This window comes from Natronosporangium hydrolyticum (assembly GCF_016925615.1).
GTDB classification, from domain to species: domain Bacteria; phylum Actinomycetota; class Actinomycetes; order Mycobacteriales; family Micromonosporaceae; genus Natronosporangium; species Natronosporangium hydrolyticum.
Genome location: NZ_CP070499.1, coordinates 4,595,386 through 4,619,006 on the forward strand (window position 1 = coordinate 4,595,386; position 23,621 = coordinate 4,619,006).

The 23,621-nt window shown below is 69.1% G+C and carries 19 protein-coding genes and 1 pseudogene; 11 read left to right on the forward strand and 9 right to left on the reverse strand.

Annotated features, from left to right (window positions below):
- Positions 1–10 precede the first annotated feature (10 nt).
- The 6 genes from JQS43_RS20670 to JQS43_RS20695 form a co-directional block, all read right to left on the reverse strand.
- On the reverse strand, positions 11–2,641 hold the full coding sequence (locus JQS43_RS20670) for a ParA family protein (RefSeq protein WP_239676033.1): 2,631 nt from the start codon (positions 2,639–2,641) through the stop codon (positions 11–13).
- A 525-nt stretch (positions 2,642–3,166) separates the two neighbouring features.
- Positions 3,167–3,655 carry a 5-(carboxyamino)imidazole ribonucleotide mutase gene (gene purE, locus JQS43_RS20675; protein ID WP_239676034.1) on the reverse strand — a complete coding sequence of 163 codons (489 nt, stop codon included), beginning with the start codon at positions 3,653–3,655 and terminating at the stop codon, positions 3,167–3,169.
- Positions 3,655–4,803 carry a 5-(carboxyamino)imidazole ribonucleotide synthase gene (locus JQS43_RS20680; RefSeq protein WP_239676035.1) on the reverse strand — a complete coding sequence of 383 codons (1,149 nt, stop codon included), beginning with the start codon at positions 4,801–4,803 and terminating at the stop codon, positions 3,655–3,657. Before JQS43_RS20680 ends, purE begins: the two co-directional genes overlap by 1 nt.
- Before the next feature lie 47 nt (positions 4,804–4,850).
- Entirely contained in the window at positions 4,851–6,017 is a 1,167-nt protein-coding gene (locus tag JQS43_RS20685) for an acyl-CoA dehydrogenase family protein (RefSeq protein ID WP_239676036.1), read from the reverse strand.
- Positions 5,902–8,241, reverse strand: a complete 2,340-nt coding sequence (locus JQS43_RS20690; RefSeq protein WP_239676037.1) for a hypothetical protein — start codon at positions 8,239–8,241, stop codon at positions 5,902–5,904. The genes JQS43_RS20685 and JQS43_RS20690 overlap by 116 nt, the downstream gene beginning before the upstream one ends.
- Before the next feature lie 98 nt (positions 8,242–8,339).
- Positions 8,340–10,385, reverse strand: coding sequence for a thioredoxin domain-containing protein (locus tag JQS43_RS20695; RefSeq protein ID WP_239676038.1), 2,046 nt, complete (start codon positions 10,383–10,385; stop codon positions 8,340–8,342).
- Between the two features lie 166 nt (positions 10,386–10,551).
- On the opposite strand from JQS43_RS20695, the gene JQS43_RS20700 reads away from it, so the two are divergent.
- Positions 10,552–10,839, forward strand: coding sequence for a type II toxin-antitoxin system RelE/ParE family toxin (locus JQS43_RS20700; RefSeq protein WP_239676039.1), 288 nt, complete (start codon positions 10,552–10,554; stop codon positions 10,837–10,839).
- A 9-nt stretch (positions 10,840–10,848) separates the two neighbouring features.
- The gene (locus tag JQS43_RS20705) at positions 10,849–11,136 is read left to right on the forward strand and encodes a HigA family addiction module antitoxin (RefSeq protein WP_239676040.1); all 288 of its coding nucleotides are present in this window, start codon (positions 10,849–10,851) and stop codon (positions 11,134–11,136) included.
- Between the two features lie 88 nt (positions 11,137–11,224).
- Here the strand turns inward: JQS43_RS20705 and JQS43_RS20710 are convergent, their stop codons facing one another.
- Positions 11,225–12,229 (reverse strand): phosphotransferase, encoded by a 1,005-nt coding sequence (locus JQS43_RS20710; protein ID WP_239676041.1) that lies wholly within the window; start codon positions 12,227–12,229, stop codon positions 11,225–11,227.
- 345 nt (positions 12,230–12,574) lie between these two features.
- Complete coding sequence (locus JQS43_RS20715) at positions 12,575–13,867, reverse strand: TolB-like translocation protein (protein ID WP_239676042.1); 1,293 nt, start codon at positions 13,865–13,867, stop codon at positions 12,575–12,577.
- A gap of 81 nt (positions 13,868–13,948) precedes the next feature.
- On the opposite strand from JQS43_RS20715, the gene JQS43_RS20720 reads away from it, so the two are divergent.
- The 9 genes and pseudogenes from JQS43_RS20720 to JQS43_RS20760 all read left to right on the forward strand — a co-directional run bounded on the left by JQS43_RS20720 (position 13,949) and on the right by JQS43_RS20760 (position 22,636).
- Positions 13,949–14,641, forward strand: coding sequence for a DUF429 domain-containing protein (locus JQS43_RS20720; RefSeq protein ID WP_239676043.1), 693 nt, complete (start codon positions 13,949–13,951; stop codon positions 14,639–14,641).
- A 165-nt stretch (positions 14,642–14,806) separates the two neighbouring features.
- Entirely contained in the window at positions 14,807–15,145 is a 339-nt protein-coding gene (locus tag JQS43_RS20725; protein WP_239676044.1) for a helix-turn-helix domain-containing protein, read from the forward strand.
- 17 nt (positions 15,146–15,162) lie between these two features.
- Positions 15,163–16,029, forward strand: a complete 867-nt coding sequence (locus JQS43_RS20730) for an ImmA/IrrE family metallo-endopeptidase (protein WP_239676045.1) — start codon at positions 15,163–15,165, stop codon at positions 16,027–16,029.
- Positions 16,026–16,640 (forward strand): PIN domain-containing protein, encoded by a 615-nt coding sequence (locus tag JQS43_RS20735; protein WP_239676046.1) that lies wholly within the window; start codon positions 16,026–16,028, stop codon positions 16,638–16,640. The genes JQS43_RS20730 and JQS43_RS20735 overlap by 4 nt, the downstream gene beginning before the upstream one ends.
- Before the next feature lie 131 nt (positions 16,641–16,771).
- Positions 16,772–18,103, forward strand: a complete 1,332-nt coding sequence (locus tag JQS43_RS20740; RefSeq protein WP_420847608.1) for a hypothetical protein — start codon at positions 16,772–16,774, stop codon at positions 18,101–18,103.
- A 60-nt stretch (positions 18,104–18,163) separates the two neighbouring features.
- A pseudogene (locus JQS43_RS20745) lies at positions 18,164–19,363 on the forward strand (sigma 54-interacting transcriptional regulator).
- Positions 19,360–20,565, forward strand: coding sequence for a vWA domain-containing protein (locus JQS43_RS20750; RefSeq protein ID WP_239676048.1), 1,206 nt, complete (start codon positions 19,360–19,362; stop codon positions 20,563–20,565). Before JQS43_RS20745 ends, JQS43_RS20750 begins: the two are co-directional and overlap by 4 nt.
- 176 nt (positions 20,566–20,741) lie before the next feature.
- Positions 20,742–21,764 carry a D-alanine--D-alanine ligase family protein gene (locus JQS43_RS20755; RefSeq protein WP_239676049.1) on the forward strand — a complete coding sequence of 341 codons (1,023 nt, stop codon included), beginning with the start codon at positions 20,742–20,744 and terminating at the stop codon, positions 21,762–21,764.
- A 104-nt stretch (positions 21,765–21,868) separates the two neighbouring features.
- Positions 21,869–22,636, forward strand: coding sequence for a hypothetical protein (locus tag JQS43_RS20760; protein WP_239676050.1), 768 nt, complete (start codon positions 21,869–21,871; stop codon positions 22,634–22,636).
- Here the strand turns inward: JQS43_RS20760 and JQS43_RS20765 are convergent.
- The gene (locus JQS43_RS20765) at positions 22,633–23,592 is read right to left on the reverse strand and encodes a hypothetical protein (RefSeq protein WP_239676051.1); all 960 of its coding nucleotides are present in this window, start codon (positions 23,590–23,592) and stop codon (positions 22,633–22,635) included. The genes JQS43_RS20760 and JQS43_RS20765 overlap by 4 nt on opposite strands.
- Positions 23,593–23,621 lie beyond the last annotated feature (29 nt).

Below are 23,621 nucleotides of genomic sequence, written 5' to 3' on the forward strand. Positions count from 1 at the left end.
TGAGTGCGGGTCAAGCCTGGCCCTTCCGAGTCATTCTGAGCGCATGTCGGTACAGATCAGGGACCCGATAACGCCGGACAGCCTCTTGCGTACCCTCGTGGACCGCGATGAGACCAACCTCGAGCGCCAGCCCAAGCTGTTCCAGGGCGCTCTCGTCAATCTCCCCTATGTCTGAAGGGTCCAGCGGCGTCCGACCGGCGGTCTGGAGCGCACCAACCAGGACCCTCAGCTCCGGGAACTCTTCGTCCAGCAACGCGGCCAACGCCGCGTCACTCACCTCTTCAAGACTCGGGACAAGCGCTCGAGGTCGGATCATGCTCCGGTCGTAGGGGTTTCGCGGGTTCTCTTGTTTTTCCCACTCGACGGCTTTGTTGAACAACTGAATAAGCGCGCGAGGCCCATGATCACCTTGGCCATCGGCCAGACGGTTCCAAACCCAGTTCCTGGTGAATGTTGTCTTCCCACCCTTCATCCGTTCTCCCACCAATATGTTCCATGCCTGGAACACTTCCCGGTGGCTCCATAAGTCTGGGTCTGAGTTGACCCCAGCCGCCCCCAGCATCGTCATGAAGGCATCGCTCCGTGCGGCCTGCTTCAGGACGGTCCTGAAATAGTCGGCCTGATCTTTCCAACGTAGCTGTACCGACCTTCCCAGCAGATGACTCTTGTTCTGGAAGTGCAGGTCCTGCCAAATATCAAATCGGAGCAGAATCTTGAAAGAGAGATTCTGAAAAGTACCCTCATAATCTGTCAAGAATGTGAACAATCCGGTGACGGCACTCGTCCGCCGACTCCGACTCGAATCGTCGTTGCCAAACCCTGTATCCAGCCCATCGAATAGGAGAAATTGATAGTTATCGAGAGTCGCGTCGACAGCCTTTAACCATCTAGCGGCAAGCAGCCCGGCGTTCGGCGTGTCAAGCATCTGAACAAGTAGTCGCTGAACAACTAACTCGTCCAGGTCTTCCTCCCCGATGTACTGAATCAGTTCCGAAAGTCCAAGTTCGGTCGGCGGCGGGACTCTATCAGCCTGGGGCGCCGACAGATAGCATGCCATGGCCGCGTAGCACGCCCAGAATCCCGACCATCCTCCGGCATGCTCTTGAAGGTGTGGCTCAATAGCTGCGAAACCGTGTGCATTCAGCACCCAAGGATACGGCGCACGGAGCGCTGGGGAACATATCACGGGCACCGGTCGTATACCCGGCGCCCGCTCGAGAAGCCACCGGAAGACTGCGGTTTTGCCGGTACCCTTTCTGCCCACCACCAGCGGATACCGCCGGTCCATCGCCTGGTCGAATACTGCGGTTCTGACGAAATCATCGAAAAAGCTACCGTGATGCTCCGCTGTTCCCGCTGAGAAGTCGAGTTCGTGGAGCACTGTTCGCTTGTCAGCTACCTCTTTCGTCAGAGCCATCGCCGTCATTTGCGGAAGCAGCTGTTCGAGCCAATCCGCGACCGGCCCGTACGTCTCCTTATTTATCGTCGAGAGTTCGAGAGAATCTGCGAACGCAGTTTCCGGAGAGTACCGGACAAAATGGCTTAGTTCGTCAGCTCGAAGAGGACCGACCGCCGACTCTCGTCTTCCTTGGGCGGCGCTTAACCACCGATCAATCCAGGAGAGCGCCCGATCTTGTACCGTGGCGGCGGAAGGTCCCGGAGGTACCGGCGAGACCAGGAAACGTGGTTCCGGAAAAATGGGTAAGTGATCTACTGAACGCCGAGTCCGCGCAGCGAGAAGCGAATCGACCAACAGCTCGGTGCCGCGTTCGGCCTGCGGGTGAGGGAAGAAACAAACAACCGCCAGGTCCGCGACATCAAAGAGCAACGGCGCGCTAATAGGTGAAATGCCAGTTCTGGAATCGAGCAGGATAAAGTCCGGCTCGATGGATGAACTCGCCGCGGCATCGATCAGCTTATGGAGCGGGTTCGGCGTTTCACGATACCAGGCTTCCGGCTCAACCAGCTGCAATCGCTGCGCGTAGTCTATCCCAAGCTTTCCGGCGTGAATGCAGTAGAGTTCCTCCGCATCGTCGACCCTCTGGAGGTGTTCCCTGACATCAACCTCCTCTCCCTGCTCAAGAGCAAGGAGGAGCGACAACGCACCGCCATCTGTTTCCAACTCAGGCAACCCGAACAGAAATGGTAGTCCGGGAGCTTCGAAATCCATGTCGATAGTCAAGACCCGGTGCCCACGGCCGGCAAGGATGCGAGCCGTAGCCGCCAATGCAGTAGTGCGACCTACCCCACCCTTAAGACTGTAGAAAGTCACCACCGCGGGACGCGGAAGGTCCTGGTCAAGATCGCTAGCAAACAGCAGCGGCTCCGCCGACTGTTGACCGAACGCATCTGGCCAGGTCGGGAGAGCGCCCTCGGTTTCAGCGAATGGCGGACCATACCATCGCTCCTCAGCGAGGGTCAAAAGCTCCACGTCTGTTGCCTCGTGCTCCAGTCCAGCGAGCAGCCGCTCTCTGCGGACTGCCTCGGAAAGGTTCGACAGCCCGTCGTGGACGACCCTGATGCGCCACCCTCCGCTGACCTCCCGGGTAACATGAATCCGCGCCCCGTGCAGCCCATGCCGGTCGGCGTTCGTTTCAAGCACCTGCCGAATCGCGGAGGTACCGTGCTCGGGAGTCGTCATCCGTGCCTCCTTCGAGGTCTACGACCCGCGTACCGACTTCTTCTACGCACATAAGCCGCAAGCTCCTGCGCCCCAACAAGGAGGTCCTCCGGCCGATGTTCAGAGTCGAAACTAGCCGAATACCTCATACTCGTCGTCCAACGATCGAGAAACGCGCGCCTGAACCCACCGAGATCGGAGGCCCTTAAACCAGCCTTATCATACAGATCACGAAGATCATGTCCACGCGCGCCGGTGCGAGGGAAAGGTCGACTCATTCGAGTTAGATAGTCCTTGAGGAGGCACTCAACGACGTAGCCGGCCAAGTAAAGGGCGCCAGGCAAGTGACCGTTGCACGCCAAACAGGCGACCTCACTTTCCCGCGCCCTTGCCGCCTCTTCGTACAAGCTGGCGCCCCCCACTCTGGCCCTAGACGAGAACGAAGCCCTCACAAGCAAGCAGAGCCCACGTGTTTCCACAGTAGCCGAATCCAAGTGGTGGTGCCACACGGTTGCGAATGCGGCGCAACAGTCGGCGGTTATCGGCTTAGAACTCGGATTGCAGGGCGGCGTCCTTCTGAGTGACCAGGTCGGCCAGCCGCCCCTGGTAGGCCGCCATCGCAGCCCGCAGTTTTTGGTCGCTCGCCGCGAGCATCCGGACCGCCAGCAGGCCGGCGTTGCGGGCGCCGCCGATCGAGACCGTCGCCACCGGAACCCCGGCCGGCATCTGCACGATCGAGAGCAACGAATCCATGCCGTCGAGGTGCGCCAGCGGCACCGGCACCCCGATCACCGGCAGCGGGGTCGCCGAGGCGACCATCCCCGGCAGGTGCGCCGCACCGCCGGCGCCGGCGATGATCACCTGGACCCCACGGTCGGCCGCGGTCTGCGCGTACTCCAGCATCGCCGCGGGGGTGCGGTGCGCCGACACCACCCGCTGCTCGTACGCCACCCCGAACTCGGCGAGCGCCTCCGCCGCGGCCCGCATCACCGGCCAGTCCGAGTCGCTCCCCATGATCACGCCGACCGTCGGCATCAGTGCGTGGTCCCTTCCCGTAGTAGTGTCGCGGCCCGCGCCGCCCGGTCACGTACCTCGGCCAGCTCCGTGCCGAGGGCGGTGACGTGCCCGATCTTGCGACCGGGGCGCGTTCGCTTGCCGTAAAGATGCACTTTGACGTCCGGGACCGCCGCGAACAGGTGGTGCAGCCGTTCGTCGAGCGGCTGCGCGGTGGTCTCGGCGGCGAGCACATTCGCCATCACCACCGCCGGGGCGGCCAGCTCGCAGGCGCCCAGCGGATAGTCCAGCACCGCCCGCAGATGCTGCTCGAACTGGGAGGTCCGGGCCCCCTCGATGCTCCAGTGGCCGGAGTTGTGCGGACGCATCGCCAGCTCGTTGACGAGGATGCCCCGGTCGGTCTCGAACAGCTCGACCGCGAGCAGGCCGACCACGTCGAGTTCGGTGGCGATCCGGATCGCCAGCTGCTGGATCTCCACCGCGGTCTGTTCGTCGAGCCCGGGGGCGGGGGCGAGTACCTCGACGCAGACGCCGTCCGCCTGCACCGTCTCCACTACTGGGTAGACCGCGACCTGGCCGAACGGTGACCGGGCGAGCTGGACCGCCAACTCCCGCCGCAGCGTCAGCTTCTCCTCCAGCAGCACCGGCTCACCGGTGGCGAGCTGGCCGGCGGCCTCCTCCGGAGCCTCGATCACAAAGACCCCGCGGCCGTCGTAACCGCCCCGGACCGTCTTCAGGATGATCGGGTAGTCACCGGCGGCGAACTCGTCGAGCTCGTCGGCGGTGCTGACCGCCCGCCACCGGGGGACGGCGATGCCGAGCTCAGCGAGCCGCCGCCGCATCGCTAGCTTGTCCTGGGCGTAGAGCAGGGCGTCCGCGCTCGGGTAGACGGTCTCGCCGGCCGCCGCCAGCGCCCGGATGTGGTCGCCGGGGACGTGTTCGTGGTCGAAGGTGACCACGTCGCAGCCTTTCGCGAACCGCCGCAGCGCCTCCAGGTCGGTCGGCTGGCCCAGGTGCACGTCGGCGGCGACGATGGCGGCGCCGTCGTCAGGGTCGGTGGCGAGCACCCGCAATGACTGGCCGAGCGCAATCGCCGCCTGATGGGTCATCCGGGCCAGCTGCCCGCCGCCGACCATCCCGACCACCGGCAGACCGGTACGCGTATCCACAGGTCGCAAGCTTAGCGCCGACCCGGATGGCGTGCCGTCGGCCCGGCTCAGCGGGGTTTGAGCAGCTGCCGGGCCATGACGACGCGCTGGACCTGGTTGGTGCCTTCGTAGATCTGGGTGATCTTGGCGTCCCGCATCATCCGTTCCAGTGGATAGTCCTTGGTGCAGCCGTAGCCACCGAGCAGCTGCACCGCGTCGGTGGTGATCTCCATCGCCGCGTCGGAGGCGAAACACTTCGCCGCCGCCCCGAAGAAGGTCAGGTCGGCCTCGACGCGCTCGGAGCGGGCCGCCGCCGCGTACGTCAGCTGCCTCGCCGCCTCCAGCTTCATGCCCATGTCGGCCACCATGAACTGCACCGCCTGCAGGTCAGCCAACCGGTGGCCGAACTGCTCCCGCTCGGTGACGTACTCGCCGGCCGCCGCCAGCGCCCCGGCCGCGATCCCCACCGCCTGGGCGGCGATCGTCACCCGGGTGTGGTCGAGCGTGCGCATGGCCAGCTTGAACCCCTCCCCGACGGCGCCGACCAGCCGGTCCGGGCCGACCCGCACCCCGTCGAGGTAGACCTCGCGGGTGGGCGAGCCCTTGATCCCGAGCTTGCGCTCCGGTGCCCCGAAGCCGACGCCGGCGTCGTTCTCGGCGTCGACCACGAAGGCCGAGATGCCGCGGGTGCCGGCGCCGGGCTCAGTCACCGCGAAGACGGTGTAGAAACGGGAGACCCCCGCGTTGGTGATCCACCGCTTGACTCCGTTGAGGATCCAGCCGTCTCCGTCCGGCACCGCCCGGGTGGTCATCGCGGCCACGTCGGAGCCGGCCTCCGGCTCGGAGAGGCAGTAGGAGAACATCGCCTCTCCGCTGGCCACCGGCGGCAGGAACTGCTGCTTCAGCGGCTCGGAGCCGGCCAGCAACAGCGGCATGGTGCCGAGCTTGTTGACCGCCGGGATCAGGCCGGAGGCGGCGCAGGCACGCGAGACCTCCTCAATGACTATCGCAGTCGCCAACGCGTCGGCCCCGCCGCCCCCGTACTCGGTCGGGATGTGTGGGGCGTGCAGGTCGGCGATGCGCAACGCCTCGTACGAGGCCTGCGGGAACTCGCTCGTCTCATCCGCCTTCGCCGCGTTCGGGGCGACCTTGTCCTGGCTGATCTTGCGTGCTGCGTCGCGTACCGCCTGGTGCTCCTGGCCCAGCTGGTACGTGTCGAACGACTCCCCCGGCATACTCACTCCTGCCTGCCGTGCCTCCGGTGGGGGGTGCCCCACTCTGGTCGTACGGTCTGAGGATACCGGCCGGTAACGCGAGCACCATCGGCGTCGACGGGGGGTCGAACGGGTCGCTCGCCGCGAACGCCCGCAGCTGCTCCCAATCGGCCGACGGCGGCGGCTCGCCGCTGATGGTGGCCCACCCGAGCACCTCGTCGGTCACCACCGCACAGCCGGCGAGGTCGGCAAAACGGTCCGGCGGCAGGGTTGTCCGGAGGGCGGTGAGCAGTTGGGCGGCGACCCGGTCCGGTTCGGCGGGCGCGGAGGTGACCGCCACCTGCGCCGGCGGCGGGGCGCCGGGACGCGGCGGTCGCACCGACCGCGCCGCCGGCCCCGCGATCCGGGCGGCGAGCCGGGCGCCACCGAGCAGCGCCACGGCGGTCGCCGCGACCAGCCGGCACCGCCCAGCGGTCTCGACGGCCACCTGCAGCGTCCACGGGCCGGCCAGGGACAGCCCAGCGGTGGGTCGCCGGAGGGTGACGCCGCCGAACGCTCCGGCCGCGGCGAGGCGGCGACCCGCCAACCGGTGCAGCAGCCGGGCGGTGGGGCCGGGCCGGATCTCCCACAGCGGCCGGGCCCGCCCCTGGGCCACCGCCAGCGGCTTGGCGGCGAGCAGCAGCCACCATCGACCAGGCGGGGCGCCGGCCGCCGCTTCGCTGGCATACCAAGCTAATCGGGCAAGGAACCGGTCGCCGGGCTGGAGCAGCTCGGTCCGCACCGGGACCACCGCCCATCCGCCGGCCCGGTCCGGAGAGGTGGGCGCCGCCCACTCGGCCGGCGGCGCGGCACGCCCCGGATGCTGCCGAAACGGGGGCCGCCGCAGCCAGCGTTCCACCAGGTAGCGCCGCCACACCGCGGCTGGGTCGGCGCCGCCGGAGAGCAGCGCCAGCACCTGCCGCAGCCCGTCAGCGGCGGTTCTCGGCCCCAGGTACGCCGGCAGCCGCGGGTCGAGGAAGGTGGTGACCAGTTCGGATTGCAGTCCGCGCAGCAGCTCCGGCAGGAGCGGACCGGTGCTGTCGTCGGGCTGGCTGGCGAGCGTGTCGGTGACTGCCGCGTCGGGGAGGGTCCGCTCCGCGATCGTCAACGCGGCGGCGCGCCCCGCTGCCGCGGTGAGATCCGCCAGCGGCTGCGCCACCACGACCCCGTACCGGCTGGCGATCCGGTCGGTGAGCCGGGACAGCTGCGGGCCGGTCATCGAGTCGACCAGGACGCCGACGTCACCGGCTACCCGCCGGGCCGTCGCCCAGCACAACCAGTCCGATAGCGAAGGGGTGGGCTCGCCCAGGTCGTCGAGGTACCCGTCGACATCGACCTCGTCCAGGAAGAAGGGCAGCGCCCGATGCCGCGCGGCGCCGAGCGCGGACGGGCCGAGCAGCGTGCCGGCGCAGTAGGCGCCACGGTCGTCGACGGCGGTCAACTCGGGGAAGTGGGCCGAGTAGACCGGCAGCGGCCGGGGTCGGTCGTGGGCGGCGAGAGCGCTCCCGAGCACCGCCGCGGCGCCGGCTCCGCAGCCGAGCCGGACCCCGACCGGCCCGGTGAAGTCGAGCGCCGCCAGCCGCTGCGCCGGGTCGGGCAGCGGCGCTGGCGCTGGCGGGTCGGCCCGGACCTGGCAGCCGGTCGGGGTCCGGGTCACCTCGACCACCTGGCCGGGCAGTACCCGCCGGACCCCGGCGTAGAAGGTGGCGGCCTGGTCGTCGCAGGCGCCGGTGGCGAGAAATCGGCGGACCACGGTCTGGTCGGGTTCGGCCGGTAGCCCGCCCGCGAGCACCCCGGCTGGTTCCGAGGCCGCTAGTACCACCGGGCCGTGGCGCGCCCAGTACAACGGCGGTCCGGCCGGAGTCCGCGCGAGGAAGAGCACGTTCCGGGACAGATCTGCCAGAATCACCGCGTACTCCCCGAGGCCGAGTGCACGCAACCCCGCCGCCCCGCCGCTGGCGTAGGCGGCGGCGATGTCGCTCGGCGCCGCCGAGCCGGCGAGCACCAATGCTCCGGCCGGTATCCGGTGCACCATCGGCAGCTCCGCCTGGATCACCAGCTCAGCCCCGCCCGCGGACCAGTTGGCGGGTTGCCGGCCGCGGACGGCGAGGGCGGCGGCGATCGTCGCCGCCGCCGGCGGCCAGCCGGGTTGGTGACCTGCCGGCGCCGGCAGGTCGGTGCCGAACACGGCGGCGAGCCCGGTCATCGGCTGCCTCCCCAAGCGACAGGGTCAGGAATCAGCCGAGCTTATCGGTTAGATGGCTGTATGTCCGATTAGAAACCTGTGTGTCGCACTGGGAGGTATCAGGTCAGCTGCGCCGCCAACTCCTGCTCGTCTGTGACCGGCCGGTCACAGACGAACTGGCGGCAGACGTACGCCGTCGACTCGCCGCCCCGCCAGGTCCGGCCCGCCAGCAGCGGCACCCCCGGCTGGTCCGGACCACCCGCGACCACCACCGCCCCCGGCGGCGCCAGCCGGTACGCGGTGCGCACCAGCGGATCCCCCACCGGATCGTCGGTGACGATCGCGATCTCATAAGGGCCGGAGAGCAGCGCCTCCCCCACCGCACACGCGTAACCGATGAACCGGGGATGCTGCTGCGCCAACGGCGCCACCGTCGCCAACGCCCGCTGCGCCGCCTCCCGGTAGCGCGCCTCGCCGGTGAGCGCGGCGTACGCGGTGAGCGCCCCGGCCACCGCCGACAGGCCGGACGGGCTGGCGTTGTCGGTCGGGTCCGCCGGCCTGGCGACCAGCTGTTCAGCGTCGTCGGCGGTGTCGAAGAAACCGCCCTGGCCATTGTCGAACCGGGTCAGCGCCACCTCCAGCAGCTCCCCGGCGAGGGTCAGCCACCGACCCTCGCCGGTCAGCTGATGCACCGCACAGAACGCCTCGGCCACCGCCCCGTAGTCGTCCAGCACCCCCGCTGGCTGGCCGACGACGCCGTCGCGGGAGACCCGCCGCAGCCGCCCGTCGACGATGTGGGAGGCGAGCACCTCCGCGGCCCGGCCGATCACCACGGTCAGCTCGTCCAGCCACGGCGGCTGCTCCGGGTCCGCCACCGGCGCCGCCACGGTACGAGCGACCGACAGATACTCGGCCAGCGCGGTGACGGTCAGCCCGTTCCAGGCCGCCACCACCTTGTCGTCCCGGGCCGGCTGCGGGCGCTGCGCCCGGGCCAGCGCCAGCTGCCGGCGTACCCGTTGCCACCGGTCGACCACCGTCGGGTCGGCGCCGTCGATGTCCCGTGCCAGCTGCAGCACGCTGGTGCCGTGCTCGAAGGTGCCCGGCTCGGTGACCCCGAAGACATCAGCTGCCCAGTCGCCGTCCGCCTCGCCCAGCACCTCCCGCAGCTGAGCCGGCGTCCACACATAGGTGGCGCCCTCCACCCCGTCGGTATCGGCATCCAGCGCCGAGGCGAACCCGCCCTCGGGAAGCAGCAGATCCCGCAGCAGGAAACCGACCGTCTCCCGGGCCACCCGCCCGGCCAGCGCCCCGCTGCCGTCGGCGGCGGCCAGGTCCCGCCGCCACAGCTGGGTATAGGCCCGCAGCAGTAGCGCGTTGTCGTAGAGCATCTTCTCGAAGTGCGGCACCGTCCAGGTTGCGTCCACGCTGTAGCGGGCGAAGCCGCCGCCGAGCTGGTCATAGATCCCGCCCCGGGCCATCTGCTCACTGGTGTGCCGGACCAGCTCCAACGACCCCGGGTCACCGGTACGCGCCACCTGCCGCAGCAGAAACAGCAGGTTCATGTGCGGCGGGAACTTCGGAGCGTCCCCGAACCCGCCGTTGACCTGGTCCTGCTCCCGCACCAGCTGGGCGGCGGCCGCGTCGAGCTGGCCTTCGTCCAGGGCGGTGCCGGCGCCGGGAGGCACCGCCACCCGCGCCAGCGCCTCCACCACCGCCGCGCTCTGCCGCGTGACCGCGTCCCGCTGATCCCGCCAGGCCGCACCCACCGACCGCAACAGCTGCGTGAACTGCGGCTTGGGGAAGTAGGTGCCGCAGAAGAACGGCTCCCCCTCAGGAGTGGCGAAGACCGTCATCGGCCAGCCGCCCTGCCCGGTCATCGCCTGGGTGGCGGTCATATACACCGCATCGACGTCGGGCCGTTCCTCGCGATCCACCTTGATCGACACGAACCCCTCGTTGAGGGCGCGCCCGACCTCCGGGTCTTCGAACGACTCATGCGCCATCACGTGACACCAGTGGCAGGCGCTGTACCCGACAGAGATCATGATCGGCACGTCCCGCCGCCTGGCCTCGGCGAACGCCGGCTCGCCCCACTCGAACCAGTCGACCGGGTTGTCGGCGTGCTGCAGCAGGTACGGAGACGTAGCGTCCGCGAGTCGGTTCACTCCCCCACCCTGTCACACCAAGTCGGGCTCGCCACCGGTCTGCGGCCGACGCCGGCAACCGCGTCCAACCAAACCCTGGTCTCGCGGCTCCTGGCGTTGCGCCCCGACGGATACAATTGCATGGACACCGTGAAAGCGTGTACCGTGGCGTGGTGGGGGAAACACTTTGATCGCTTCGTTCGGCGACGCAGCGACGGAGGCCTTGTTCCACGGACGCACCAGCCGCGCCCGGCGCATCCCAGCCAACATCCGCGCTGCGGCGCTCCGGAAGCTGGATATGGTCAACGCGGCCCGGGAGCTTCGTGACCTGCGGGTACCGCCGGGTAACCGGTTGGAGGCGTTGAAGGGAGACCGTGCAGGAGACCACAGCATCCGGGTAAACGACCAGTGGCGCATCGTCTTCCGTTGGGAGAGCGGAGACGCGCACGAGGTCACGATCGTCGACTACCACTGAGGAGGACAGATGCTGCCAGCGAACCGGATCCCAACCCACCCCGGTGAGGTCCTGAGCGAGGAGTTCCTCAAACCGCTCGGCTTGACTCAGGTAGCACTGGCCGAGCACCTGGGCGTACCAGTTCAGCGAATCAACGAGCTTGTGCGTGGTAAGCGGGGCGTAACGCCGGAGACCGCCTGGCTCCTGGCTGGCGCCTTCGGGACCACCCCTGACTTCTGGATCAACCTCCAGACCGCCCACGATCTAGCCGTAACCAGGCCGACCCGGGGCGTCCCGCAGCTCGCTCAGGCGGCTTGACATACGGATCAGCAAGGTAGCTGGGCCGGTTCGCCGAGGCACGGGCGCCGCATCCCGGAGACTGGCGTTGGCGTCGGGCTGATTTCTTTCACACGGTACGGGCCAGCTCCGTCAGGTGGCTCTGCGCAGATGCTCCCCACCCGGTCGGGTCGTCGCCGGGCGGCACCATCGCCAGGGCGTGCCAGAGCAGCAGGATGTCCCACCAGCCGGCCTCGACCGGGGTCAGCCGGCGTACGGACTGGTATCCGGCGAGGAACCCCGCGCGAACCTCAGCCGACACCGGTCCCCAGTTCCGGAAACGGGTCCCGAGCAGGACCGCCGACCGTGCCAGCTCGACGACCCGGTGGTCGAGCCGAGCCTCCTCGAAGTCGATGATCGCGGCGACTTCGGCTCCGGCGCACAGGACGTTGGCGGAGCGGAAGTCATGGTGGACGAGCTGGGCCGGCAGGTGGTCCGTCGGCGCGGCAGCGATCAACCGGCGCAGGAGATCGCGAGCCGCGGCGGGTACCTGCCCGGCGCTGGTGTCGAGCCAGTCGGTGACCCGGGTCGGCAACGGGGCCGGCGACGGTTCACCCGGATTAGCCAGCGAGGCGACCCGATCGGCGTCGGGGTACACCGCCAACGCGGCCTGCAACCGGGCCAAGGCCGCGCCGGCCGCTCGCACCTGATCGGGGTCAGCGGTGTCGAGCAGGTCGCCCTGGATCTCGCGCTGCAGGCACATCGAGACACCGTCGACCTCCAGCTGAAGCCGGCCGTCCAGGGCGGGGACTGGCGCCGAGACCGGCAGCCCCTGGCCGTCCAGCCAGTGCGTGAGCCGGGTCATCTCCCACAGTCGCGGGAACCGCTCGGGCGCGACCGACCACTTCGCGAGCAGCCGGCCGGATGGCGTGACGACCCAGGCCAAGGCGTTGCGGTCGCTGATCACGATCCGTTCACAGGAGTGGACCTGGACACCCCAGCACTCGCCCAGCGTGGTGGCGACCCAGCGGCCGGCCGACTCCTCGTCGCTGAAGCCGAACCTCTCCTTGAACGCGAGGTGCGGGTCGTGAGCTTCCCACAGCATCTCCAGCACCGGAGCACCCGAAACCGCCATGCGTCGTATCCCATCATGGCAGCGACCGGCTCCGCGCCCGGCACGCTCGATCACCAGCGAGCTTGACAGAGGTCGTCCCAGCCACGAGAAGATGGGGGCATGCACGGTTTCGAGCAACGCTGTCGAGAGCGCAACCGCGGGGTTCGATGTGATCGATAGGTCCAGCCCGCCGTTTTTGGCCACATTCCTCGGAATGGTCCTGGCCGGAGCCGCCCTCATTCTGTCGATCCCCCCGCTCTTCAGTCCACACGAGCCGTACCAGCGGTGGATCACCGGCACCTTGGCCTGCCTCTTTCTGGTCATGACCGCGGGGGTTTTCTGGCTGCGGCGTAGCAGATCGTAGCTTCACCCAGCGGATGTCTCGGTGTTCGGACCCGGCTTCCGAATAGACCGCTCCTGCCAGCTTCGTGCCCGCTTCCGCAACCACCGCCACACTCCTACCAGCAGGCTCCCCAGCAGACCAATGCCGGTGGCCGATGTGAGGTGGCTGCGCCACCAGGTCCACCACGCCTCGTTGGTGCCGAAGACCGCGGAGTGGGCCTGCCCGGTCAACGCCTCGGTAGCCCAGACGCTGCAGCGCACCTCCAGCCGTGGCGCGAAGACGATCAGTCGCTCGACTCGATCATCGACCACCCGCACTACGCTGGCGCGGCCGCTCTCCCGTTCATAGGTGTGAACCACCGGGGCTGATCCGGCCCAGGAAATGGGACACGAGAGCGCTCGCGAAACCATCACCGGGGCCGCGAGCTGCATACCGTCCCGCAGCGAGAATCGCCGGAGCTCATCCTCGCTACCACCGCGCTCGATGATGGCCAACTGGGCACCATCGGGAGCGACCGACACCGTCGAATCCAGCGGCGTCTCCAGCAGATCCGAGGCCGAGACCCGCCACGGCGACTCCGGCTGCAACTCCACGGTGCGCAGTGTCTCCCCCGCCAACGACACCACCTTCGCCGCCACAACGGTGGTTCGGCCGCGCGCGGGATCGCCGGAACCGGCCAGCCACACTACCGAGGCCCGGCCAGCCCAGCCCGCCACCACGCCCGGCCCGGTCAGCTCTGACTGACTGCCATCGACGCCGAGCACCACTACCGGATCATCCTCGGCGGTCGGCACCAGCACCCGGCTGCTGTCCGGCGACCAGAACGGGTCGGTCATCCAGCGCACGTCGACGTCCGGGAAGGAGGAACGTCCACCATCGATCAGATCGCGGATCTCGAGGGCCCCGCGATAATATTGAAGCAGGTAACGGCCATCTGGCGAGAGCTTGGCCGTCCGGCCAAACCCTGGCTGGTCCGGCAGCCTCCATCGGGCGCCGCCGTCCGACACGGCAGAGACGCTCCCACCTGCCTGGATGGTGCCGGCGGCGGGCCCAGGCGCGTCAGGAAGGCGCCTGCGCCACCCGAACTTGATGTCGGCCCGCTCCGGGTAGCCTGCCACCGCCGTCTCCCCGGCCCCGCCGGCTCCGTTGGTGGGCGGTCGCTCCAACCACAACAGCACCGCCACCGCGAGGACCAGGACGGTTACCGCGCCCGCCAGTCCACGCCGCCACCCGGCCCGCCGCCCTCCGGGCGTCTGCCACCAGGTACGGGGATACACCACCACCTGCGGGTGCTCGCTCGCCCCGGTCACCGGCACACACTCTCCTCATTGCTGGCGATGTCCAGCTTAGACCCCGCGCCGCCACCGGGCGACCGCCAGCAGCGCTATCGTGTTCGGATGTCGCCATCCAGGGTGCTCGGTGCAGACGCCTGCAAGACGGGTTGGATCGGCGTGGTCCTGCACCAGGGCGCCGCTACGGCACACGTCTCGAGGACAATCGCCACCCTGGTCGCCGAGGCCGAGGTGGCTGGTCAGCTCGCCGCCATCGGCATCGACATCCCGATCGGTCTTCCGGACACCGGGCGGCGGGAGGCCGACATGCTGGCCCGTCAACGGCTGGGGCCTCGACGATCATCGGTGTTCATGACGCCGGTACGGGCAGCGCTGGCGGCCGGCAGCCACGCGCAGGCGGTGCAGGTGAACCGGGAGCGGGCAGGCGAGGGCGTCTCGGCTCAGGGATACGCCCTGCGGTCGAAGATTCTCGAGGTCGACGGCTGGACACGGCAGGCGGGACGGCGGGTCGTCGAGGTGCACCCCGAGGTGTCGTTCGCCAGCATGGCCGGCGGGCCGCTGCTCGACAGCAAGCGCACCTGGGCCGGAGCCCAATATCGCCAGCGTCTGCTGGCCGAGGCCGGAATCGAGCTACCCGCCGAGCTGGGGGAGGCGGGTCGCCAGGCAGCCGTGGACGACGTGCTCGACGCCTGCGCCGCCGCCTGGACCGCGGCGCGCGTCGCGGCCGGCACCGCGACGCCGCTGCCGGACCCGCCGGTTACACACTCCGACGGCTGGCCAGCAGCGATCTGGGTGTGAACCAACGCCCTGATCCACGCCTTTAGCTCCCCCGGCCACCGCTCACTCGGCTACGCCGACCCAGCCAATCCCGTCTTCGAGAATCAGCACCGGAGTGGCGTCAGCGTCGACCTCCGGGCTATGATGAATCATCAGGTCATCCCCTGATTCAAAGAGGTGGTTACCATGACAATGACCAGCGTCGGCGCGCTGATAGAGCGTGCCCGGGCGACTGCCGGCCTCAGCCAACGTGCCCTTGCTGACGTCACCGGCATCTCGCAGTCCACGCTTTCACGGATCATCTCCGGGGATCGGGGAGCCAAGCTGCCCGAGGTGGTCGCGATCGCGTGGGCAACCGGGCACACCGTCGCCCAGCTAACCGGGACCAGTACCGTGGCGGACACGGCGCAGTGTGCGGCGCGCGCAACGAACCACGCTGAGATGGATAGCATGCGGCGGTCATTGCTCCACTTCCTGGAACTCGACGACTACCTCGCCGACCACGCCATCCCCGCCACAATCTGACGTCGCGGCAGATTTTCGTGACCGCTGAGAGCGAAGGGCGGACCGCCGCGGCACGGTTTCGCCAAGAACATCACATGGGCGTGCAGCCATTCGGCGACTTCGTGGCGATCATCGAGCAGGCCACGGGGATCGACGTTGCGGTGCTTGACGTGGGCCCAGACGAACACGGACTGACGATGCGCGATCCGCGCCGCAATGCCGTGTTCATCGGTGTCGCACGCACCCAGCGGCCGATGCGGCAGCGCAGTACACTCGCCCACGAACTCGGCCACGTGCTGTTCGAGGATTGGGTCGACGATGGCACGGGCAGGTGGAGCGACCGGACTCCACGGGAAATCCGTGCCGACGCCTTCGCCCGCCATCTACTTGTGCCCGCCGACGGCTTGCGGGAGTTTCTCGGAAGCCAGCTGCCGATCAACCAGTCCGCCCTTTCCGCCGTCGTTCAACGATTCCTGGTCTCGCCGCCGATCGCTGCGATCGCGCTCCATCAAGCTGGGTACATCGATACCGCTACCAAGTCGGAGTGGATGAGTGTGTCCACGCCACAGCTGGCAGTCCGGTTCGGCTGGATCGACCAGTACCGCACCCTGCAATCGGACTCCAATCAACGCAGAGCGCCGCAGCGACTGCTCGCCCGAGCTATCAAGGGCTACGTGGAGGGTGTGCTGCCCGCGCAGGCTATTGCCACCTTGCGAGGAATCAGCTCGGAAGCCGCTATCGCAGAACTGCGAGAAGCAGGAATCGATCCCTCCAAACGGGAGATCGCCTGGGCAGACCCCAGCGACCTGCCCATCGTGGACGTGGACCTGGCCGCGTTGGAGGAGGACCTCTCTTCGACGGACGACGATGGACATAGCTCCACGGCGGAGAGAGGTACCGCGTGAGCCACCGGCCGATCATCGATGCGGGACCCGGCCTCAACTTCTTCTCCATCCGCAAGGAACGCCTCCTCATCAGCGTCCTTGGCCAGCTCTGCGCCCCCGAGACTGTGCGGGAGGAGGTCTTCCGCAAGTCTCGCCAGGACGAACGCTTTCAAGGCGCCGAGCAGGTCTGGCGGAAGCTGACGCCCCGCTGGATGCAGATACTCTCGGACCACCCGACACCCGAGCTCGCCGCGGTTGTCCACCGGATCACCCGACAACCTATGAGACAAAGGATGAGGCAGCCGAAAGATCTGGGCGAGATCATGGTCATCGCGCACTCAGTCGTCGCTGCTGAAGCCGGCGCCTCGGTAACGGTGCTCATCGACGACGGTTACGGCGCGCAGCTAGCCACTTCCGAGATCAGCCGACTCCGTCGGCTTCGCGCTGGCAACCCTTCTGTAGGGTCAATCAACTTGGCAAGCACCATCACGGTCCTCCAGCGCGCGGCTCTCAAACGACACCTCTCGGACAAGAGCGCTATGCGCGACACCTACCGGCGGCTACGAGGACTGGACGATGGTCTGCCGCCGATCGAGACCACGGGCCTCCTATCAGCCGAGCTGTGGTCGTGAACGTCTGACGAGACCAGCAGAGGGCTGGCTCTGACGGCCCGATGACAATCGAGGGTTTCTGGTGTACGCTGCCGGACGATGATGACCTTCTTGTTCCGAAGGGAGGCTCCGTCCACGCCAGGTGAGTGCTGATGCGCTCACATGTGACGGATGGAGATCACCGCCTTTCTATGTGGCGGCGGGTGCGCGAGTTCGCGGTGCCGCCGTCGATGATCGAGACCGCGACCGCCCGCCGTACCGTCGGCGACTGGGCTGGCGCCTGCGCCGCCGCGCGGGTCGATGCCGATGTGGACCTTTGTGCGGCGAGGCAGGTCCACGGCCGGGAGCTTGCTGCCCGACTACGCGCCGACCTGCGTCACCTGGCGCCAGATCTGCTGCGGTGGCACCTGCCGCGCGTCGCTCCGATCGGCCGGCTGCGGCCGGGCCTGACGGTTTCGCTGGCCCGGTATCCGTCGGCAGCCGGCGGTGAGGTGCAGCTGGTGGCCCGGACCGCACCGGCGTGGGCGGCTGCCGGGCAACGGATCGGGCTCACTCTCTGGGACGGCACCCGGCGTGGGGACCACCTCCAGCCACCCCCTGATCGACGGTTCCGCCTCGACCTGCACCGGCATCTCTGGCACGCGCGGCATACCAGTGAGTTGCCGATGAGATCTGGTGTGGACAGCTGGCTCAGCGGGCTTGGAGACTCGACCGGTCAGCTGCCGCGCGGCTGCGCCGCCCACCGCTGGGCGGCGGAGGCGGCCCTGCTGCGGTGCGCGGAAGGCCGGCCCGACGCCCCGGTGTTGATCCGGCTCGGGGGGCGGCGCCGCCTGATCCTGGCGACCGATTCGGATGCCCCGCGAGCACTGTCGGGGCAGCCCTCGACCAGGCTGCCGGTGTTGCCGGACGCAGCCACGTGGGCGCTTCCCGACCTGCTGCTGTTGCGGGCCGGGCTGATCTCCGCCGGCCGGTTGCATCCGCTGGTGGCGGCGGCACTCGCGCCCTATCTTGCGCAGGCTGATGAGTCTGGGCGCCCCGATCCCCCGAGCGGCTGGCCGTTGGTCGAGTGTGACGGCTCGACGCACCGGATCGGCCTCGTCGACGGGGTGCTCGCCCCGCTCGACCATGACCCGGACGAGCTGCGCCGCGAGGAGCTGCTGGTCGCCCTCGGCGGCACGCCACTGCCCTGTCTGCGGGTCATCGACGAGGCGAATCGAGATCCGGTGCAGCTTAACGAGATCCGGCCCCGCCTCGACCACGGCGACGTCGCTGGCGCCCTGGCCGCTGTCGAGGGGCTACTCGGACCGGACGCGGTGCTTCGAGACGGGGCGTTGCGGGACGAGCTGGCGACCGTGGCCGCCGGCCAGGTCACCGCCGGGTTGTACCGGGCTGGGCTGACCGGACGCGGCCCGCTCAAGTTTCCCCCCACCACCACCCCGCGGGAGCGGCGCACAGCTGCCCGCCGCCGCTGCCGGACCCGCTGAACCCACCCGTTGTGCCCACCCCGCCGTACTCGGCCTTCTCTCCCACATGGTGATGCCCTGATGCCGAAGACTCTCGATGTCGCAGCCGACCTGCTCGACCTGCTCGCCGACCACACCACCGAGCCGCGGGCGAACAGCCAGCTCGAGGCCCTGACCCTGGCCGTCGCTGCCGACCTGCCGGTGCTGCTCTGGGGCGAGCCCGGCATCGGCAAGACGGCCGCGATCCACCAGCTCGCCGAGTCGCTCGACACGCCGCTGACCACGGTGATCGCCAGCGTGCACGAACCGACCGACTTCTCGGGCTTGCCCGTGATCGGCGTCGACCCCATAGGGCACGGCGTCCCGATGGCGCCGCCGGACTGGGCGGTGGAGCTGGCCCGCGCCGGCCGCGGGCTGCTATTCCTGGATGAGCTCTCCACCGCCCCGCCCGCCGTGCAGGCCGCCCTGCTGCGGCTGGTGCTGGAACGGCGGGTGGGCACCCTCCAGTTGCCGCCGGGGGTCCGGATCGTGGCCGCGGCCAACCCTCGGGCCTCGGCAGCCGACGGCGGAGAACTGACCGCACCGCTGGCGAACCGGTTCGTCCATCTGCAATGGACCCATGAACCCGACGTGGTGGTACGCGGACTGGGCGGAACCTGGCCGCGGGCTGCGCTTCCCCGGCTCGATCCAGCCACGCTGCCGGAGGCCGTCGCGTATGCCCGCAGGGCGGTCTGCGGGCTACTCACCGCCCGCCCGGCGCTCATCTATCAGCTCCCGAAGACCGAGATCCGGCGCGGCGGGGCCTGGCCGTCACCGCGTACCTGGGAGATGGCGCTGCGGCTGATCGCCTTCGGCACCGCCGCGGGTTCCTCCCGGGAGGTGCTGTGATTGCTGGTACGCGGAGTGGTCGGCGACGGTCCGGGTCTGGAGCTGCTGGCCGCCCTGGACCGGATGGACCTGCCCGAACCGGAGGAGCTGCTCGCCGATCCGGCTGGTGCGGTCCTGCCCGATCGGGGTGACCTCCGCCAGGCCGTACTCGACGGGGTGGTGGCGGCGGTCCGGCAGCGTCCGGAGCGCGCTCGATGGGACGCGGCGTGGGCAGTCCTGGAGCGGGCGCTGGCGACCGGCGCACCCGACCTGGTGGTGGTGCCGGCGAGCACCCTGGCCGCGCTGCGCCAGGACGGCTGGGCGGTGCCGGCGGCGATCGATCGGCTCGCGGGCGCGGTCTCGCTGGCCCGGCAGGCCGATCGGGTGGCCGCTGCCGCCGGCGCCGGCCGATGACGCTGGACGAGCAGAAGCTGTACGCCGCCCGGCTACTCGCGACCCGGGTGCGGCCCTACCTGGCCACCGCGTTGTTCGCGCTCAATCCGGTGGCGTCGGACCGGGTGCCGACGATGGCGGTGGACCGGCACTGGCGCTGTTACGTCTCCCCGGCCTTCGTGGCGGCAACCCCGATCGAGGAGCTGGCCGGGGTCTGGGTACACGAGGTGTCACACCTGCTGCGCGACCATCATGGCCGCGGCGACCGGTACGCGGCGACCCATGGCCTGACCGGTCGCGGCGAACGGTTGCGGATGAACATCGCCGCCGACTTCGAGATCAACGACGACGTGTACGGCGACGGGCTGGCCCAGCCGAGCGGTGCCGCCCACCCGGCGATGCTCCAGCTGCCGACCGGCGAGCTGATGGAGGAGTATCTGGGCCAGTTCCGGCTCGGGCCGTACAGCCAGGGCCTGGCCTTCCTGGACTGCGGCAGCGGCGCGGACGGAGCCGACCGCGAGTGGGATCTGGGCCCCGGCGGGGCAGACGGACTGACCGCGCAGGAGCGCGACGCGGTCCGGTTTCGGGTGGCGGAAGGCATCGCCGGTGATCCCGGCAACGTCCCGCAGGGCTGGCAACGCTGGGCGGAGCAGGCGTTCCACCCGCCCCAACCGTGGCGGGACCTGCTCGCCGCGGCGGTGCGGTCGGCGGCCGTTACCGCTGGCGTTGGGCAGGACTACGCGTTCGGACGGCCGGCCCGGCGGTCGGCCGCCGTGCCCGGCGCCGTGCTGCCCGCCCTGCGTCGGCGCACCCCGCAGGTGGCTGTGGTCATCGACACCTCCGGCTCGGTGAGCGATGCGGAGCTGGGGAGCGCGCTGCTCGAGGTAGCCGCGATCGGCCGGGCGGTGGGCGGACGGAGACGCCAGGTCAGCGTCCTCTCCTGTGACGCCGCGGCCGGGACCGTGCACCCACTGTGCCGGGCCGAGGGGATTCCCCTCGTCGGCGGCGGCGGTACTGACCTGCGGGAAGGCTTCGCCACGGTACTCGCGGCGCGCCCCCGCGCGGACGTGGTCGTGGTGCTGACCGATGGCCAGACGCCGTGGCCCGACCAACAGCCGCCCTGCGCGACCGTGGTCGGGCTCTTCCCCCGACAACGGAGCATCGACGATGCGTACGTGCCGGACCCGCCGCCGCAGTGGGCTCGGGTCGTCGCCATCGGCTGACCATGCCTGCCGCCGCTGCGGGCGTTGGCCACCCGGACCAGTTGAGCCACGGCGGGCGCGCGTAGCGAGGCCCGGTTCATCGGACGTTGGCTCGCTCCCGAAACCGGGCCTTTGGCCGCGATGGTTGACGGGGATGGCATACACTCCCGGATACGCGGGCGGTTCGTGGAGGATGCATGAGAATTGTCGTTTTGTGTGGTGGCGAAAGCTCGGAGCGTGACGTCTCGCTCGCCTCCGGCTGGGCCGCCGCCGAGGCGCTGGTGTCACGCGGGCACGAGGTTGCGGTGATCGACCCCGCGGTGACGCAACCCGTCCTCGCCGAGCGGCTGCAGGAGGTCGCCGACGTCCCCGAGTTCGCGGTGCCCAAAGAGCCGCCGGACATGCGGGAGCAGCCACTGTGGCAACGCCGGATGTTCCAGGCGCTCACCTCCACCCCGCTGCTGAACCGCCTCCGGGAGGCCGACCAGGTCTTCCTGGCCATGCACGGCGGTTGGGGCGAGGACGGAAGGCTGCAGGCGCTGTTGGAGATGGCCGGTATCGGCTTCACCGGCGCCGGGAGTTCGGTCTGCGCCGCCGCCTGGCGCAAGGACCAGAGCCTCGCCATGCTGCGGGCGGCCGGGGTGCCCGTCACCGAACAGGTGCGGCACCCGGTTGGCCAGGCTCAGCCCGCTGCTGAGGCGGAGGCGCTGCTCGCGTCCGGCCCGGTGGTGGTGAAACCGATCGCGGGTGGCTCCAGCGTCAACGTCCGGATCGCCCACACCGCTGCCGAGCTGCGGGCCTCGGTCTCCGACGACGAGGAGTGGGTGATCGAGACCTTCCTGCCCGGCCGGGAGTTCACCGTCGGGGTAGTCGGCGAAACCGTAATGCCGGTAGTGGAGATCGAGATCTCCGAGCCGCTCTTCGACTACCAGTCAAAATACCAACCTGGGGCCGCCCGGGAGATCTGTCCGGCCGATATCCCGGCCGACCTCGCCACCCAGATGCAGAAGTACGCGCTGCTGGCCCACCAGGCGCTCGGCTTCGACTGGCACACCTACTCCAGAGTGGATTTCCGGTGTGACGCCGGCGGCGCCCCGGTCTGCCTGGAGGTCAATGCCCTGCCAGGGCTGACGCCGGGCAGCCTGCTGCCGCTGGCCGCCCAGGCGGCGGGTTGGTCCTACCCGGAGCTGGTCGAACGCCTGATCGCGTTGAAGCGCTGACCGCACCGGACCGCCGGCCACGTCGGTTAGCCGACAGCCGGCTCGACGTAATCCACCGTCGCCACTATTCTCCCGCTGGGTGACCGCTCGGCGAGGGAGAGACCATGGCGCGAAACAATGTGGGCGATCGGGCGGCGCTGTCGTCGATGCCGGAGTTCATGCGGTCGGCGCGCGCGTTCTACGAACCGCAGCTGCAGGCCCTCGGAGTCGGGTTGGCCGACATCGACCAACAGCGGCTGCCGGAGCTACGGTCCTCACTCGAGCGCATCAACGAAGCGATCGCGCACCCCGACCAGTTTGGGACACTGCGCCTGCGACTCAGCGGCTCAGGCAACCGGCTGGTCCCTGTGGCGTCGACCACTGGGGAGTCGCAGGTGGAGGTCGGAGCGTTGCCGGTGCTGCTCGAGCGTAAACGACACATCCTCGACCGGATTCAGATCCTGGCACCCGACGAACAACTCAGCCACCTGCGTACTCTGCTGGTGGAGAAGGTGACCGACGACGATGCCCGGGCAGAGATAATGCAGCTGCTCCAGGATCAGGCGGCTGAACAGAAAGGGCTGGCGGAGCAGGCCGAGCAGGTCGACGAGGCCCAGGATCGCGCGGCACTGCTCAAGGTGGAGATCCAGGAGCGGAAGTACGCGTTGTACCGGTCGCTCATCGAACGGGAGTCGGTAGCCACCATCGTCGGTGCACTAATCCTGATCGCGGTTACGGTTGCGCTGCTGATCGCGATGTTCGTCGACGTGGCGGCGTCCAACATTGTAGAGAACGCGTTCCTGGTGATCCTCGGCTACTTCTTCGGCCAGTCGATCTCCCGCTCCCGAACCGCCGCCACCTCGGGCAGCGCGGAAGAACGGCCTGCCAGCTAGTCTGGCTCGGCGAACACCTCCGCCACCGACCTCGCAGTAATTGCCCGCCGGATCCAGCACTCGAGCTGGCCCACGTCGGTGCACTCGGTGATCCGACGGTTCGCCGACTTGGTGACCTTGATGCCACGGGCGGCGAGCATTGTCAGCAAGGCCTTCGCCTCACCGCGAGCCTCACCGCGGGCCTCACCACGGGCCTCACCGCGAGCCTCACCACGGGCCTCACCACGGGCCTCGCCGATCGCCTCGCCCTCGGCCCGCCCCTGATCGACGAACCGGTTCACGAACGGGCTCAGATAGTCCCGATATTCTCCAGTAGCGGTAGTCATCCCAGCCTCCAGCTCCGATCGAATCGCCGCTGGCAGCGCCGCAAGCACCATGCCAGCGTAGAGCGTCGCCCGTTCGATATCGACGCTCTCCAACGCACACCACAACGCCTCAAACACCCCCGAACGCCGCGGGCCAGCGCTGTGCGCCACCGCCGACAACACCGCCAGCTCCGGACACGCCGCCGCCTGCGCCGGCTCGGTCACCACCGGCACCCGGTCCGGACCCAACACCAACGGCGTCACCACCGACCCCACTCCCAGCTCGATCGGCGCCGCCGCCCACCCCGCGATCGGACGACTCGGACACAGCACCAACAGCACCGTCGGGCAGCCCAACCGCGCATACAGATTCGCCACATACGCCGGCCAGCTGCGACGCTTGTCCGTATCCCGCCCCAGCTGCACCTCCAACACCACCGCCTGCACCGGCACCCCGGCCGCATCCGAGAACAGCGCCACCAGATCAGCCCGAAACTCGGTCGGCAACAAGGCCGACAGATCACTGGAGAGCAGGCTCACCTGCTCCCACGCCGGCAGCTTGAGGTCGAACGGGTCGGTCAACAGCTCAGCCGCCAACGGCGGCCGATGCCGGAACAACTCGATCAACACCTCATGCAACGTCGATGGCATGCCCTATACGCTAGCCAGCCATTGCGTCC